The organism is Flavobacterium sp. CHNK8, assembly GCF_019774515.1.
Classification (GTDB): Bacteria; Bacteroidota; Bacteroidia; order Flavobacteriales; family Flavobacteriaceae; genus Flavobacterium; species Flavobacterium tiangeerense.
On sequence record NZ_CP081492.1, the window covers coordinates 725645 to 742203 of the forward strand.

Here is a 16559-nt window from a genome sequence, read left to right on the forward strand (position 1 = left end):
TTACTTTTTAAAATAGTAAATCCGCTTCAAGAAATTGAAGCGGATTTTTTTGTGGTATTATTCATTTATTTTTTAACTTTTATACGAATCCCTTTGGTATGACTACTGAATTCTGGGGCGTACATACTTTGAATAGTTGTAATTCCATTTGAAAATGATCCTGCATTATTGACACGAATGTCATATTCTAATACGTAGGTTCCTTTGTTTATGGAGTCAAAAAAGAAATGCGTAGCAGCATCTTTTGTACTTTGATAAAACGCTAAACCTCCTTTATATTGGTATTCGGAGAGTACATTTACAGGTTCAAAACAAGAGGCTCTTAGGTCTTTTAAATGAACAAATTCCATGTCTTCCTTTGCCGTAATAATTAACCTCACGGTAACTAAATCACCAATTTGTAATGGAAGTGCTGCATTTATTTTTTGTAATATATCACCATTAGCTGTGTTTTTTTTGATAAATAATTCTTTTGCAACCGATAAAACACCTCCCGAATGATTTTTTATTTGATCTAATTCTTCAAAATATTGCCAATAAATCCCACCAAATCCAGAAACGTTTGATTTGTTTTGAATGCTAATAGTTCCCATTTCTTTTTTGATTTCATCTGATTTCCAGTTGAGTTTTACATAACCAGTTTCGGCCTCTTTTTCGTTTTCGGAGAGTTTTTTGGTAAGTATTTTTTCGTCGCCAATTTTGATCACAGTTTTGTCTTTTACACTCAACCAATCAGTTCCTTCCATTAGTAGTGCGTAGATAGCCTCGGTAGTTGCTTTTGTGGTAGGCCAGTTCTTAACTTGTTTGTTTTTTAGCAACCAAACTTTCATTTCGTCTACTGCTTTCTTGTCGTTTTTCACTTCGGCGAAAGCCTCAATGAGCAAAGCTTGCGTTTCAATAGGTGCTTGATGCCAATACCAGCCTGCTTTGTTAGCAATCCAGTACATGCCCCAATCTTCATTGTTAGAAGCTGTTTCTTTTAAGCTTTCGATTATTTTTTTGGCAGTATCTTTTTCACCAAATCGATTTAATGTTATGGCTGCCAAACCTTTTTCGTATAAGGAATAGGATAGCCAATCTTTTTTTGCAGTTTCTATATACCATTTTGTGGCTTTCTTTATTGTATCAGAAAGAGGTTGCTGCTCTACATAAAAGCTACGCGTATAGAGGTAATGCAATTCAGAGTACGGATTGTGCCAAATTATTTTTTCTGATGGAGTTGACGAACTTAATCTATTCTTATGTTGCTCTAAAAACTTTTGGTCTAAGAATGGAATACCTGTTTTAGCAATTTGTGCTATTTTTTCAGTACTGTTAATAGTTGTGCTTAATTTTGATAGATGCCCTAGACCTGCTAAGATATGTCTTGTAATGTATTCGCTTTCAGTTCCGCCGTCAAACCAGCCAAATCCTCCGGAAGGTTTTTGTTTCTGTTTTAATTTGGAAAAAGCAATTTCTTGCGCACTTTTCATTTTCTCCAAATCAAAAAGTAAAGCTAAGTTTTTCTTTTTTTCGGCATCACTTTTTGCATCATTGATCCATGGTGTTTCGGCTAGAATTATCGATTTCAATTCTTCATTCTCCTCCAGTTTGGAGTCATTTTTTTTATTTTCTGACCAAGTTTTAAAAAGACTTTCAATTTTTGGATTGCTTGAAATGATTTCTGACGCCAACGCATTCGAATAGAAACGTGCAAATGTTTGTTCAGCACATTCGTGTTCGTATTCCATTAAGTATGGCAAGGATTGAATGGCGAGCCATGTAGGATTTGAGGTGTACTCAAAGGTAAATTGATGGTTTTTTAAAGTAGTAGAGGTGTTGTTTTTTAAATTTTCAAGTGAATACTCTTTTTTAGAATTGTCTCTAACCCAAACTGGAATGCTCTCTGTGACAAGCATGCTATTCGTTAAAACTGGTACAATGTTTTCTTCACCATCTGAAAAGTCTCCAGCTTTTGCTACTATTTTATATTGAACTCCTTGTAAACCTTCAGGAATATAGATTTTCCAACTTACAGATGTGTTTCCAAATGCTGCAATAGTGAAGTTTTTGACGGTGTTGTTATTTGCCATTTTAACATCAACTGCTTGCATGGTAGTAGCATCAAAAAGTTGCAAAACGGCCATTCCTTTCTTAGTTTCATTGGTGATGTTTGCAATTTTGGCTGTAATCACGATTGAATCTTTTTCTCGAAAAAAACGAGGAAAATTTGGGGTAATCATCAGTTCTTTTTGAGTAACGGTCATTTTTTCTAAATACCCGGAAACAGCGGCTTTGTTATGCGCTAACAAACGGAGTTTCCAACTGGTTAATGCCTCTGGTGCACTAAAACTGAAACTCAGTTTCCCTTTGTTATCGGTTTTTAGATTTGGGTAAAAGAAAGCAGTTTCAGAAAGATTTTTTCTTGCTTTTACTTGTGTTAAGGCTTCAAGTGCTTTTTTGGTAGTGATGATGATAACACCATTTTTGCCCTTTTCTCCGTATAATGCAGTGGCTTTTTCGGCTTTTAGTACCTCTATCGAAAGAATATCTGATGGATTAATTAATTTTATTTGTGCATCATTCATAGGTTCTCCGTCTACTATGTATAAAGCACTATTTGCTTCAGATGAAGTGCTATTTCCCCGAATGACAATAGGTTTTGTGAATTTTACCATATCAACTTTTAGAGCAGTTTTATATACTACTTCTTCAAGTACGGCTGCTGTTCCTGTACCTATAGGCTCTGCAGTTAGCACTGCATCAGGATCTCCTTTAATCATTTCACTTCCAAGTTTTTTATCTTTTATCTCATAGAAAGACATTCCATTTCCATAAGTTGATTCATTAAAATTAAAGCCAAACCATTTTAGGAGGGTTATTTCATTTAGAAGATTTAATGGAATTGATTCTAAATTTAAATTCTGAAAATAGATATACGTTTTGTCAAATCCTAAACTTGTTTTGAAGTAAACATTATTTCTACTAAAGTCATTAAAACTTAATGTGTCCCACGACGTTTTGTTAAAGTGGTCTAGAGAACTGTCATACATGGAAGCCAAAATTTCAGCCTCCAAATTAGTATTAGAAGAATTCAATTTGAATGACCAATTTTCAATAGCTCCAGGCTGAATTTTATTTCTAAAACTTTCCACTGAAAATTCAATTTTAGGTTCCTCAGATTTTAATAGAACTTCTAGTTGTTCGGTGAATGTTTGGTTCTCAAACACACTTTGGAAACCAACTTTTAGAGACTTTTCGAAATCCTTTTGAAGTGGAATAGAAAATGTAGCTTGTTTGTTTTCTAAAAGAATGTCTTGTTCATAAAAAGTGCCGTTTTTATAATTGGCACTAGTATGAATATGTAAAGTGTCTAATGCCGAGCGGATCTCAAAAGTTACAAAACCATCTTTCTTAGGGTCTTTGTTGATTTGCTCAACAGTAAATAGTTTATTTGGGTTGTACTTGTCTTTGCTTTGTATGATTGAGAAATTAGAAACAGTTTCGATAGGGTTTTCAAAACTATCTTTTGCCGAAAATATAACTTTATAATTTCCAGATTGATAATCAGTAATGAAATCGAGTGCGATGTTTTTGTCCTTTTCAGTATCTATTTTTTTAGAAAACAGTAAGATTTCAGTTGGTTTTTTGGATGTTTCAGATTGGTTAACTTCGTAAGGAAATAATTTTTCAAAATCGGGATCCGAAATAGTAGCGATTTCGGGTTGTGTGAAAACTCTTGATTTGAATTTATTTTGAAACGGATTTACGAAATACAATTTAATTTCTCCTTTTGTAGCTTTAAATTCTCCATTTAAATTTGTGCTGCTCAGTGTAATTTCATTTTTGTTTTTCGTTTCTATGCTGTTTGCAGTAAAAGCATTCAATACCAAATCATGGTAGCCTACTTTAATAGTGGTAACGGCAGTATGTGTTTCTCCATTAATATCGGTAACGCTTGCGTTTATTCTATAATTGAAAATAGGAAGCTGTTCCTTAGTCGCATTTTTAGACGGTTGTGCAATGAAATCAATCACAAATTTGCCAGAAGCATCTGTTTTGGTTTCGCTACTAATTAAAGTTTCTTCGGGCTCGTTACTATAATAATTTCTGAAAGAATTCGTAAAACGAGTTATGGTGTAGGTTACTTTGGCATCCGAAATCGTGCTTCCAGCAAATGCTTTGGCAATTCCTTTTACGGTAACTGATTGATTCACCTGAAAGCTTTCTTTTTTAGACTCAAAACTCACCTCAAACTTCGGACGTTTGTATTCCTCAACTTTAAAATAAGTAGATGAGTTTTCTAAAGTAACATTGTCTAAAAAAGGTTGTTCGTCTTCTGTAATGTCATAAGAAACATTTTTTTTGTTATCTACAGTTTGTTTTGCTTGAATTCTAAAATCTCCTGTCAAGCCTGTTTTTGGTAAAATGAATTCACCAGAAAAAGAACCAAACTCATTTGTGGTAACTTCAAATTCTTTTAGGTTGTTGTAATTAGGATCTTGAATGCTTATTAGTAAAGAAGTATTGGGAACAACACTTGATTGGTCTTTATTTTTTTGAAATGCAATTCCTTTGAAATAAACTTGTTGTCCAGGTCTGTAAATAGCTCGGTCCAGGTAAAATTCTACTCTTCTTTTAATTTTTTTATCTATGGTTTTTGTATAATCATGTCTATTTGGTAAATTTCCTTTGTGGATGAATAGGGTGTCGTTTTTTGTTGAGAATTGTATAGGTTCGTAATCTTGATTGTAATTTTCTTTTTTATAGAAAGCGAGTCCATTTTTATCTGTTTTTAGGGTTTTATTTAGTATTTTTATAGTAACGTCTTCAAGTGGTTTTCCTGTTTTTCTGTCTAAAACAGTGTAATATTCATTACCATTTTGTGTATTTGCCAAGACTGAAATATTCGAAACTGTGATGGTTTCAAAACCAAATCCTTTTGTTTCATTGGAGTCAGTATCACATTCAAAATAAAGTAAATAACTACCAGTTTCCAATTGTGGCAAAAGTACTTCAGTGGTGTATTCAAAATAATCGTTTTTGTCAACAAGTTGGTAGCTTTTTGTTAGGAAAGGTTTTTTACTAGTCATAATTTGAGTAGCCAAACTGTCACGTTTTTGGTATGTATTGTGAAATTCTACAATTTTGCTATTACTTATTTTAAAATAGGAAATGGTTAGATTGTCAGTATTTTTATATCTAATAAAAGCTCTTGCGTGTTCGTTACTATATGTGTTTTTTTGAATTTCAACTAGAATGGTTTTTGAAAGTAGTTCTTCCTTGGCTTGTTGTGCCAGTTTGAACGTATTAGAATTATTGTTGGTGTTCAAAATGCTTTCTAATTCGGCTAACGCTTTATTGTTATAATCGGGATGTGTCTCTTTAGATGCTAATCTGCCGAAAATAGTAGATTTTTCTAATTGAATTTTTTGCAATTCAACAGTTTCATTTGTTACTTTTTCTATGTCAAGTAAAGCATTCAGTAAATCTTCATCAGATTTTATAAGATACTTAGAACAAAATAGTATGCGCTCTAATTTGTTTTCAACAGTTGGTGCATCAGCTTCTAGCTTTTGATACAAGGAAAGTACTTTTTTTAAATTTTCATCTTCAATCAATTCAAGGTTTAATTTTAAAAAGGCATCAGTATTTCCTAATAAATTATTTTTATAAGCTTCAAATTGTTTCGCTTCAAACTGCCATTCATTTATTTTTGATTTGTAAAAGACAATATTTTCTTTTAGCAAATAATCAAACAGGTTTTCTTTTTTTAATTTTTCTAAAGTAAAAAAATCAAAAATTGCCTCATAATTGGTTAGCGGAGTTGTTATTAAAACAGCCTCGTTTTCTAATGTTTTTTCGAATATTTTGTCAATGTCTTGTAAAGTATTATAGTCATTAACTGTTGCACTGTCAATCGTATCTTCGCTATTTTCATTTTCGATTGCAAATGTATCCACAACTGCTACTGCAATATTGTCATATTCTTCATTATAATCGCTCAAACACTTCGCATAAACTAAATTCAAAATTGCTTTTGAAGGTATCATTGCAGTATTTATTTCGGCTTTAAGATTGCGAATGATTTTACTTTTAGCATCTTCTTCAAGAACTTGCAGGTATTTTGACTTGTAAAAAAAACATTTAATGATTTGAACTTCATTATTCTCTTTTTTTGCTTTTTTGTAAATCGCATCAACAAGTTCAGTTGCGGATTTTATTTTGCCTTTATTTTCTTGGGCTAGGATTTGTGACCATTTCTTTTCATACTGCTGAGAGAAGGCGGTTACTGTCATAAAAAATAAAATTAAGATGTATTTTTTCATGGTAAATAGGTATGTCTATTGAAGTTCTATCTTGATTGAATTGCGCTACAAATTACACTTTTTTTGCATGCAATTTATAAAGAGTTGTGCTAGATTTTTTTTGGGACTGCTAGGCATAAAAAAAACAGCAACTTTATGGTTTTAAGTTGCTGTTTTGATGATATAAAATAGGAAAGTAGCTTTTTAGATTATTCTTATTTGGTGCTAAACACCGAGTGTATTACCCATGCTGGGCCAATTAACAAGAATTGTAGATCCTTGATAAAGGATGGTTTTTTACCTTCGATTTTGTGGCCATAAAATTGTCCAATCCATCCTACGGTGAATACAATTATAGAAAACCAAACTAACGGCACATATTGGGATACTAAATAATTTCCGATGAGACAAATAGCTGTAAAGAAGGTCATTTTTAAACCCATTACTAAGGAAAGTCTAAAGTAAAAAAACAAAACAAGTAGTAGCACTACAAAAGCCCAATTGGCAAGCGCTGGATTTAGGGAGGCTAGGGGAGATAAAACACCACTCGGGATGCTCATAAACAAACCAACCACCGAAAAAAAGATAAGTGGTACACAGATATAATGAATCTTTTTATTGGTCAGGTTTTTGTGGCTTACGCTATATTCCTCAAACCATTCTGCTAGTGTTTTCATAATTTATTTTTTACTAAAGTAATAAATAAATTAGATTTTGCTGAAATATTTTATTTTTTCAGTTTAGCTCTCGGATTGACTTAACTATTTAAAGCAGTGCTGAATGAGGGATAGAAAGGGAAATCCTTTTTTGCGTTTTCTTCGCAAAAAAGATTGTACTGTATAGCCCGACCCGCTTTTTTTTGCGGGGCATTCCCAAAAATTAATTTTTAATCTCGATAGGTATCAAAAAGGTATTGAAGCGTTTCAGGAATATTATTGGCTTGCATTTCAGGATACGTAATTTTCATGTTTAACCAGTTTGAGATTGTAATGTCAAATTCTTTATCCACAGTATATACCACGGGAACTCCAAGTTTTTTTAATGCTGCTGCGTTACATTCCTGCTCATAATGATTGCGTATAGGGATGCTAAGTACTTTCTTCTTGAGGTATAAGGCTTCGGCTGGAGTTTCAAAACCGCCGCCCGTAATAATTCCGTCACAAGTGATGAGGCTCTTATTGAATTGTTTTTGGTTAACGGGATAATAGGTTATGTTTTGAATGGTGTGTTTGTGAGTTACGCTACTAAGGAACCAATGAAAAGTGACATCGTGTAATTTGTGAAATGCTTTTTCGAGACAGTCTTGGTCAAAAGATGGTAAATAAACGGTGATGTGTTGTAAATTTTTGGGATTGGCCTCAATTATTTTGTCCTTGATCATGGGAGGCCTTATGAAGCTGTCGTAGTTTTCAAAGTGCAAGCCAATGTTCTTAGGAGCTTTAGCATAATGCTGTAAAATGAGCTCGCCCATGATATTTTTTTTATCGGGTCTGGGAGTGTTTTTAGAAAGGAAACTGGCTTGATGTCCTAATTGAACCGAATGGATGTTTTGCATTTTACAAGCTAGAGATGTGATGGCGTCAAAATCATTGATTACCACATCGTAGTCTTTAAGTGGTAGTGAATCAGCGTCTTTATAGATTTGGCGTGGTTTGATATTTTTTGCAATATTCCAGTAATCGAGTCCGCCACACTTACTGTAGTACAAACTGCAACCATTACTTTTATAGCGAATAGGTATTTTAAGATCTAAGCTAGCATTGTTGCCACTCAAGAAGAAATCCACTGTGCCGTATTGAAGTAAATAAGGGTATAATTGTGTGGCTCTACTGATGTGACCGTTTCCTGTGGCTTGAATGGCATAAAATATTTTCATATTGTTTTTTTGGTTGCGAAAAATAGAGTCTTTTTACTAATTCATTTATGCTAAGTTGACTTTGTGGCAAGAACTTTGTTTGTGAATTTGTAGTATGAATAACATTTCATTTAATGTCTAGCTAAAGTAATAACAGCATGTTATGGGAAAGTTTTTTTAAGTTTTCCATTTCATTATACTTTTAGTTGCAATGTTGGCACATAATCTTTTCACATCCTTATATAAATTTCTTATTTTTGAAAAATGAAACAAATTCTTTATTCTTTTTTATTGCTACCAATGATGATGTGGTCTCAATCCAATTTTGAAAAAGCAGAGAAACTTTTCAAGGAAGAAAAATACAGTCAGGCAGAAGTTCTTTTTGAAGGTATTTTGAAAACCAATCCTTCTGATACTAAGGTTATAGAATACTTGGGAGATATTGCGGGTCAATCTAAATCATGGGACAAAGCTATAGTATATTATAAAAAGCTCAAAGTGCTAAAGCCATCAGAGGCAGATTATTATTATAAATATGGTGGTGCGCTTGGTATGAAAGCCAAGACCGTGAATAAGTTTAAAGCGCTTGGAATGATTGATGAGGTTAAATCTTCATTTGAAAAAGCCATTGTATTAAACCCAAAGCATATTGACTCCCGATGGGCATTGATAGAATTGTATATTCAGTTGCCTGGAATTGTTGGCGGAAGCGAGTCTAAAGCGATTAAATATTCAAATGAATTAGCAAAATTATCACCTGTAGACGGCTACCTTTCAAGAGGGCATATTGATGAATATTTTGAACGATACGTTGCTGCAGAAAATCAGTATAAAAAAGCCATTCAGGCGGGTAGTACAAAAGTGGGTTCCCAAAAATTAGATAATTTATACAAACATAAATTAAAGAAAACATAATAATCTCACTCCGTTATTTGGCTGTGGCCAATGCGCAAATAAAATTCAGAAAAATATAAATATGGAAACTACACATCCAAATTCTAACCAATCAGTATTAAGTTCAAATACATCCAACCATCTTCATTTTATAGCAATAGGAGGTAGCGCCATGCATAACTTGGCACTTGCTTTGCACAACAAGGGATATAAAGTTACAGGTAGTGACGATGCAGTTTTTGAGCCTTCGAAATCAAGGTTAGAAAAAAAAGGATTACTTCCGCAAGAGATGGGTTGGTTTCCCGAAAAAATAACACAAGATATTGAAGCAATTATTTTGGGTATGCATGCCAAAGCTGATAATCCTGAATTACTACAAGCACAAGCTTTAGGGTTAAAAATATATTCTTATCCAGAATTTTTATACGAGCAGTCAAAAAACAAAACTCGCGTAGTGATAGGAGGTTCTCACGGAAAGACTACTATAACATCTATGATTTTGCACGTGATGCATTATCATAATATTGCTGTAGATTATATGGTAGGAGCGCAACTCGAAGGTTTTGATACGATGGTGCACTTGACCGAAGAAAATGATTTTATGGTACTTGAAGGGGATGAGTATTTGTCATCACCTATAGACAGGCGTCCTAAATTTCATTTGTATCAGCCTAATATTGCTCTAATTTCAGGTATAGCGTGGGATCACATAAATGTTTTCCCTACTTACGAAAATTACGTAGAGCAATTTGAAATTTTTATTGATAAAATTACAAACGGTGGAATATTAGTGTACAACGAAGACGATGCCGAAGTAAAGCGTGTTGCTGAGGCTGCTACAAACCCGATCAGGAAATTAGCATATGCAACGCCTCCATATACAGTTAGTGATGGAGTAACACTTTTAGAAACTCCAGAAGGGGATATGCCGATTGAAGTGTTTGGTGCGCACAATTTAAATAATTTGGCTGGTGCCAAATGGATTTGCCAAAACATGGGCGTTGATGAAGCCGATTTTTACGAGGCAATTGCTAGTTTTAAAGGTGCAAGTAAGCGTCTAGAGAAAATAGCCGAAGGAAAAGGAAAAGTAGCCTACAAAGATTTTGCACACTCACCAAGTAAAGTAGCAGCCACAACAAAAGCGGTAAAGGAGCAATACCCAAATCGTACATTAGTAGCCTGTTTAGAATTGCACACCTACAGTAGTTTGAATGCGGAGTTCTTAAAAGAATATGAAGGAGCGCTGGAATATGCTGATGTAGCAGTTGTTTTTTACTCGCCAGATGCTGTAAAAATTAAACAACTGGAAGAAGTAACTTATGATCAAATAGCAAAAGCTTTTAACAGAGAAGATTTGATTATTTATACCAATCCACAAGATTTTAAAAACTATTTGTTTAATCTTGATTTAGATAATTCAGCTTTGTTGTTGATGAGTTCCGGTAATTATGGTGGATTAAATTTTGATGAGGTCAAAAATCTAATGCAGTAATAAACTTTAAGGCGCCATTATTATGGCCCCTTTTATTTTTCATATTGATAGTGTCCTACTATTTTGTATTTAAATAAACAGTCTTCTAGTACTTGACCTGATCCTACGTTATGTACAAGTAGTGGACGCATGCCGTCACTCGTTTTTTTATGAGTGACAATACCTATGTGGGGTAGCTTTCCGTTAATTATCCAAGTTACAATTTCACCTGTTTTATAATCTTGAGCTTTATCGGTTACCAGTAGTTTTTTACCTTTTCTTTCAAAGAAAACCTCTAAGTTTGGAACTCTTCTGTGATCTATATTTGTATCAGTCCTTTTCATGCCCCATTTTTTAAGGTTGGGATATTTGGAAAAATTAGTTTTCATATCTTCATGTACTTCTTTTTGTAAATCAATATTTAATTTTCGGTAGGCTCTAATGATTACATCCGTACAAACTCCTTTGTTTTTAGATACATCTCCTTTAGGATAGGGTATGGATTTATACGTTGGATCATAAATGACATTGGGGTTTATAATGGATAAAGCCGCTTTTGAAAGTCGTGTTTCAAACGAAATATTTGGTCTGCCTTGCTGCGCCTTTGATTCATAAGGCATTAAAATGCTAATAATTAGTAAGAAATAAATTGCCTTCATTTTTTATCTTTAATAAAAATAACGCTATTTTTACTATTGTATTATGCTTAATTTTAAAAAGTTACGACTTGGAACAAACTAATTTTCCCATCACAAATTGGTCCGAAGATGATAGACCACGTGAAAAATTGATGCTCAAAGGTAAAAGTGCTCTTAGCGATGCGGAGTTAATAGCTATATTGATAGGATCAGGTAGTCGGAATGAATCAGCTGTTGATTTAAGCAAACGGATTTTGTCCAGTGTAGACAATAATTTGAATGCATTAGGGAAATTATCCTTAGCACAGTTAACCACTTTTAAAGGAATTGGTGAGGCAAAAGCAATTGCAATTATTGCGGCTCTTGAATTGGGTCGGCGTCGCAGAGCAGAGGATACTGTAGAGTTAAAAAAAGTAACCTCAAGTAAAGTGATTTTTGAAATCATGCAACCCATAATAGGAGAGTTGCCGCATGAGGAGTTTTGGATTATTTTTTTAAATAATTCTAATAAAATCATTGCTAAGTCACAATTAAGTAAGGGTGGTATTACGGGTACGCTTGTTGATGTAAGAATTGTTTTTAAAATAGCTCTTGAAAATGGTGCAACAGCTTTAATTTTATGCCATAACCATCCTTCAGGAACACTTGTGCCCAGTGATGCAGATAAACACATCACCAAAAAATTGAAACAAGCTGGAGAAAGTTTAGAAATTAAAGTCCTAGATCATCTTATAGTGACTGAAAACAGTTATTTTAGCTTTGCCGATGAAGGCATAATTTAATTACAAATTATGAAACAAAAATTAACGGATGTTTTTTTTGACCTAGACCATACATTATGGGACTTTGATAAAAATTCAGAACTTACTTTCAATACTATTTTTAAAAACAATCACCCTGATGTTGATGCTAAGCTATTTATTGATAAATATGTGCCTATAAATCAGGAATGTTGGAAATTATATCAGTTTGACAAAATTACTCATGAGGAATTGCGTTATAACAGACTGAAACATTCTTTTGATGCTATTGATTACTCTATTTCGGATGCTCAGATAAATAAAATTTCCGATGAGTACATCAGACTTTTACCGGATAACAATCATTTATTTGACGGAACATTTGAAATTTTGGAGTATTTAAAGCCAAAATATAACTTGCATATCATTACAAATGGCTTTGCCGACGTACAATCTAGAAAAATGTATAACGCAAAAATTGAAAGTTATTTTCAAACGATTACAAACTCTGAAATGGCTGGAGTAAAAAAACCTAATCCAGGTATTTTTAATTATGCGCTAACGCAAGCAAATGCAGCTTTTGCATCCAGTATCATGATTGGAGATAGTTATGAAGCGGATGTTCAAGGGGCTCTTAATGCTGGATTAGATGCTATTTTTTTTAATGAAAATAGTATGGAAGTCGATGGCAATGTTAAACAAATTAACCATTTATTAGAACTTAAAAATTTTTTATAAGATGAAAAAAATAGCAGTAAGCATTTTACTTTTATTCGTAACTATTTCTTTTGGACAAACGGTAAACAATTATAAAGCGGTAATTGTACCCGTAAAATATGAATGGTTAAAGATTGAAAATCAATACCGACTAAATACTTTAACAAAGTTCAATCTAGAGAAAGCTGGATTTACAGTTTTTTATAATAAAGAAACTCTACCTATTGAATATAGCAACAGGTGTGATTTACTCTTTGCAAATGTTGAAAAAGAAAATGGTTTTTTAATTTCTAAACTTTTTATAACACTAAAAGATTGTAATGACAGGCTTGTTTTTAAATCAGAAGTAGGTAAAAGCAGGGATAAAGATTATAAAGCAGCGTATAATGAAGCTTTAAATGAAGCTTTTAAATCGGTAAATGCTTTAAAATATAAATATAGTGGAGTTCTAGAAAAACAGGTAAATAACCAGACAAATTCAGTAACGGTGACTCAAAGCCAACAACAAACAATTGGAAACCAAGCCGCTTCAACTGTTGTTTCTAGCTTGCCAACATCTGTAGATACAGCTGATATTTTATATGCTCAACCTACTGCAACAGGATATCAATTGATTGACAAAACACCAAAAGTTGTTATGAAATTATTAAAAACCTCTCAGCAGAACGCATTTATTGCCATTAAGGGTGAGATTCAAGGTTCTTTAATTTTTAAAGAGAACCAATGGTACTTTGAATATTATAAAAATGATGTATTGGTTTCAGAAAAAATAAATGTAAAATTCTAGAAAATAAAAGTATTTCTTAATCATAGAAAAGCCTTGATTCGTCAAGGCTTTTCTATGATATTTAATATCCATATTTATCTTTCCAGCGGTTTTTTAAAAATTCCCTAATGGTATTTTCTCTTGAATTATTTCCCGGAACATAAATAGGTGTTTTTGTGATAGCATCTGGAAGAAATTCTTGTTCGGCAAAATTGTTAGCGTAATCATGTGCGTATTTGTATTCTTCTCCATAGCCAAGCTCTTTCATTAATTTGGTTGGTGCATTACGTAAATGAATCGGCACTGGTAAATCTCCGGTTTGTTTCACGAGTTGTTGCGCAGTACCTATAGCTAAGTAGGATGCATTACTCTTTGGAGATGTGGCAAGATACACTGCACATTGACTCAAAATGATTCGGCTTTCAGGATAACCTATTGTGGACACAGCTTGAAAAGTATTATTGGCCATGATAAAGGCTGTAGGATTTGCGTTCCCTATATCCTCACTACTTAATATCAGCATTCTTCTTGCAATAAATTTTACATCTTCGCCGCCTTCAATCATTCGGGCTAGCCAATACACAGCTCCATTAGGATCGCTACCACGAATCGATTTTATAAATGCCGATACAATATCATAGTGCTGTTCTCCTGTTTTGTCATAAAGCACCGTATTTTGTTGTACAACTTCAAATACACGATCGTTAGTAATGATAATTTTGTTATCAAGAGATGCATTTACCACAAGTTCAAAAACATTCAATAATTTCCTGCCATCACCGCCCGAAAGCCTTAATAAAGCTTCTGTTTCTTTGAGCTCAATATTTTTTTGAGACATCAGTAAGTCTTTCTTCATGGCACGTTCCAGCAAGGTCTCTAAATCTATTTTTGTAAACGGATTCAACACATAGACTTGACATCTTGACAGTAAGGCGGGAATTACCTCAAAACTGGGGTTTTCAGTTGTGGCGCCTATGAGGGTAATCCAGCCTTTCTCTACCGCAGCGAGTAAGGAATCCTGTTGCGATTTACTAAAGCGGTGAATCTCGTCAATAAATAAAATAGGATTTTTGGCCGTAAACAATCCGCCACTCTGTTTTGCTTTTTCAATAACTTCCCTGATGTCCTTAACTCCAGAATTAATAGCGCTTAAAATATAAAAAGGACGTTTAGATTCCTGAGCGATAATTTGTGATAATGTTGTTTTTCCAGTGCCTGGTGGTCCCCAAAAAATTAATGATGGGATTATTCCTTTAGCAATTTGCTGTGTCAATGATCCATTTGGCCCTACAAGATGAGACTGACTCACATAATCATCCAGTTTTTGAGGGCGTATTCGTTCTGCAAGTGGTGCTTCCATTTTCTTAATTTGGTTGGCTGTAACTAGCTCTTTATGGGTGTAAAATTACAGCTTTATTTGGAGCTTTTTCCAGCTGTACATTCTATCTTTTACATCTTGTAAAAAACAAGATATAAAAGGATGCCATTTCCATCTGGGCTAGGGCGTGTTGCTTTATGAAATAACAGCTTTATCATGACAAAATTACATCTTATGTTTTTTGGTTGCATTTTTGTACTTTGATCATATTCGTTAATATGAATTAGCTTTTTAGATCAATCGAGTCAACATCTATGGACAAACATTTCAAGTTTACAAACTCAGTTCTATTATTTCCATTTTTTAGTGTAGTACTATTGTGGTTTGTTTATTGGTTGCAAATAAAATTTGACTTTGATTTTTATCAAAATGGTATCTATCCCCGAACCTTTTCAGGACTTCAAGGTGTCTTTTTAAGTCCATTCATTCATGGTGATGTAGAGCATTTGTACAATAATAGTATACCGCTGTTTATCTTGCTTGCAGCTTTGCAATTTTTTTATGCAAAAGAGTCTGTTCCTGTTGTTGTATTCGGGATCCTTCTATCAGGAATGATAACATGGTGCATCGGTAGGGAAAGTTATCACATAGGTGCGAGCGGATTAATTTACGTGTTGTTTAGTTTTATTTTTTTCAAAGGAATCCAAACCAAAAACCAAAGACTTGTTGCCCTATCACTTACAGTCATTGTTATTTATGGTGGATTAGTATGGTATGTTTTTCCAAGTCCCGAGATTGTAACTGAAAAGTCAATTTCTTGGGAAGGTCATTTGGGTGGTCTTATTTCAGGAATTGTATTGTCTTTCCTTTATGATACCCCTCAGTTAAAGAAGCCTATAAAATACGATTGGGAACACCCGGATTATGATGCTTCGCAAGACAAATTCATGCAACGGTTTGATGAAAAAGGAAATTTCGTCAATTTACCCGTTGCGGTTCCTATTGAGCAATCTCCAATCTATGAGTATTATACGTCTAGTGTACCCGTGCAATATGAGTTGATTCCAAAAAAAAAATGAGTTAAAACTATAGTTTCAACTCATTTAAATTTTAAAAATATTTATTGCGTTAAGATCGTTGTCTAACAGCTTCATATAAAAAGGCACCACACGCTACGGAAACATTTAAGGAACCAATTGTCCCAAACATTGGTAGCTTTGCTTTTTCATCTACAATTTTCAACACAGATGGATTTACACCTCTGTCTTCTGATCCCATTATTATTGCAACAGGTTCGTTCAAAGAGATGTCATATATATTTTGCTCAGTCTTTTCAGTAGCAGCAACTGTTTTAATTCCATTTGCTTGCAATAAAAATATAGCATCCTTAATGTGTTCCACTTTACAAATAGGAATATTAAAAACTGCTCCGGCAGATGTTTTTACGGTATCTCCATTCACAGGTGCCGATCCGGCTTTTTGAACAATGATTCCATTTACTCCAGTACATTCAGCAGTTCTGATGATGGCTCCAAAATTTCTAGCATCTGAAATCTGATCCAAAATCAAAAACAATGGTTTTTTACCGTTTTCAAGTACCGTATCTATTAAACTTTCCAAATCAAAAAATGAAATAGGAGAGATAGTAGCCACAGCTCCTTGGTGGTTATTTGGGGTTAATCTATTTAGCTTTTCAACGGGTACGTATGAGAAATTGATGTTTCCACGTTTCATCACTTTCATCAAGTCTTTCATCAGTTCGCTACTTGCTTCCTTTTGAATATATACTTTGTCTACTGTTGCGCCAGATTGTATAGCTTCGATTATCGCTCTAATCCCAAATATTTGATGTTCTTTTTCCATAGTGCAAATA

The 16559-nt window shown here is 33.6% G+C and carries 12 protein-coding genes; 6 read left to right on the plus strand and 6 right to left on the minus strand.

The genetic code is table 11. From position 1 onward, the window contains the following. Nucleotides 1-65: 65 nt before the first annotated feature. The 3 genes from K5V07_RS03040 to K5V07_RS03050 form a co-directional block, all read right to left on the minus strand. Complete coding sequence (locus K5V07_RS03040) at nt 66-6308, minus strand: MG2 domain-containing protein (protein WP_221916354.1); 6243 nt, start codon at nt 6306-6308, stop codon at nt 66-68. A gap of 194 nt (nt 6309-6502) precedes the next feature. Further along, complete coding sequence (locus K5V07_RS03045) at nt 6503-6964, minus strand: DUF962 domain-containing protein (protein ID WP_221916355.1); 462 nt, start codon at nt 6962-6964, stop codon at nt 6503-6505. Nucleotides 6965-7173: 209 nt separating this feature from the next. Continuing rightward, entirely contained in the window at nt 7174-8163 is a 990-nt protein-coding gene (locus tag K5V07_RS03050) for a glycosyltransferase family protein (RefSeq protein ID WP_221916356.1), read from the minus strand. A gap of 243 nt (nt 8164-8406) precedes the next feature. On the opposite strand from K5V07_RS03050, the gene K5V07_RS03055 reads away from it, so the two are divergent. Then, a complete protein-coding gene (locus K5V07_RS03055; protein WP_182648458.1) occupies nt 8407-9057 on the plus strand; it encodes a lipopolysaccharide assembly protein LapB in 651 nt (216 codons plus the stop codon). 61 nt (nt 9058-9118) lie between these two features. Further along, nucleotides 9119-10528 carry a UDP-N-acetylmuramate--L-alanine ligase gene (murC, locus tag K5V07_RS03060; protein ID WP_255577545.1) on the plus strand — a complete coding sequence of 470 codons (1410 nt, stop codon included), beginning with the start codon at nt 9119-9121 and terminating at the stop codon, nt 10526-10528. A gap of 32 nt (nt 10529-10560) precedes the next feature. On the opposite strand, the gene K5V07_RS03065 is transcribed toward murC, so the two are convergent. After that, nucleotides 10561-11127: a DUF1287 domain-containing protein gene (locus tag K5V07_RS03065; RefSeq protein WP_221918132.1), complete on the minus strand. Its 567-nt coding sequence runs from the start codon at nt 11125-11127 to the stop codon at nt 10561-10563. A 107-nt stretch (nt 11128-11234) separates the two neighbouring features. Between K5V07_RS03065 and radC the strand changes: the two genes are divergently transcribed. The 3 genes from radC to K5V07_RS03080 are packed head-to-tail and all read left to right on the plus strand — an operon-like array spanning nt 11235 to nt 13389. After that, entirely contained in the window at nt 11235-11927 is a 693-nt protein-coding gene (gene radC, locus K5V07_RS03070; RefSeq protein WP_221916358.1) for a DNA repair protein RadC, read from the plus strand. Between the two features lie 9 nt (nt 11928-11936). After that, nucleotides 11937-12623, plus strand: a complete 687-nt coding sequence (locus K5V07_RS03075; RefSeq protein WP_221916359.1) for a YjjG family noncanonical pyrimidine nucleotidase — start codon at nt 11937-11939, stop codon at nt 12621-12623. A gap of 1 nt (nt 12624) precedes the next feature. Next, on the plus strand, nt 12625-13389 hold the full coding sequence (locus K5V07_RS03080; RefSeq protein ID WP_221916360.1) for a hypothetical protein: 765 nt from the start codon (nt 12625-12627) through the stop codon (nt 13387-13389). Nucleotides 13390-13450: 61 nt separating this feature from the next. Here the strand turns inward: K5V07_RS03080 and K5V07_RS03085 are convergent, their stop codons facing one another. After that, nucleotides 13451-14728, minus strand: coding sequence for a replication-associated recombination protein A (locus tag K5V07_RS03085; protein ID WP_221916361.1), 1278 nt, complete (start codon nt 14726-14728; stop codon nt 13451-13453). A 272-nt stretch (nt 14729-15000) separates the two neighbouring features. Between K5V07_RS03085 and K5V07_RS03090 the strand changes: the two genes are divergently transcribed. After that, nucleotides 15001-15765: a rhomboid family intramembrane serine protease gene (locus tag K5V07_RS03090; protein WP_221916362.1), complete on the plus strand. Its 765-nt coding sequence runs from the start codon at nt 15001-15003 to the stop codon at nt 15763-15765. Between the two features lie 49 nt (nt 15766-15814). On the opposite strand, the gene rlmB is transcribed toward K5V07_RS03090, so the two are convergent. Next, entirely contained in the window at nt 15815-16549 is a 735-nt protein-coding gene (rlmB, locus tag K5V07_RS03095; RefSeq protein ID WP_144893916.1) for a 23S rRNA (guanosine(2251)-2'-O)-methyltransferase RlmB, read from the minus strand. Between the last annotated feature and the right edge of the window lie 10 nt (nt 16550-16559).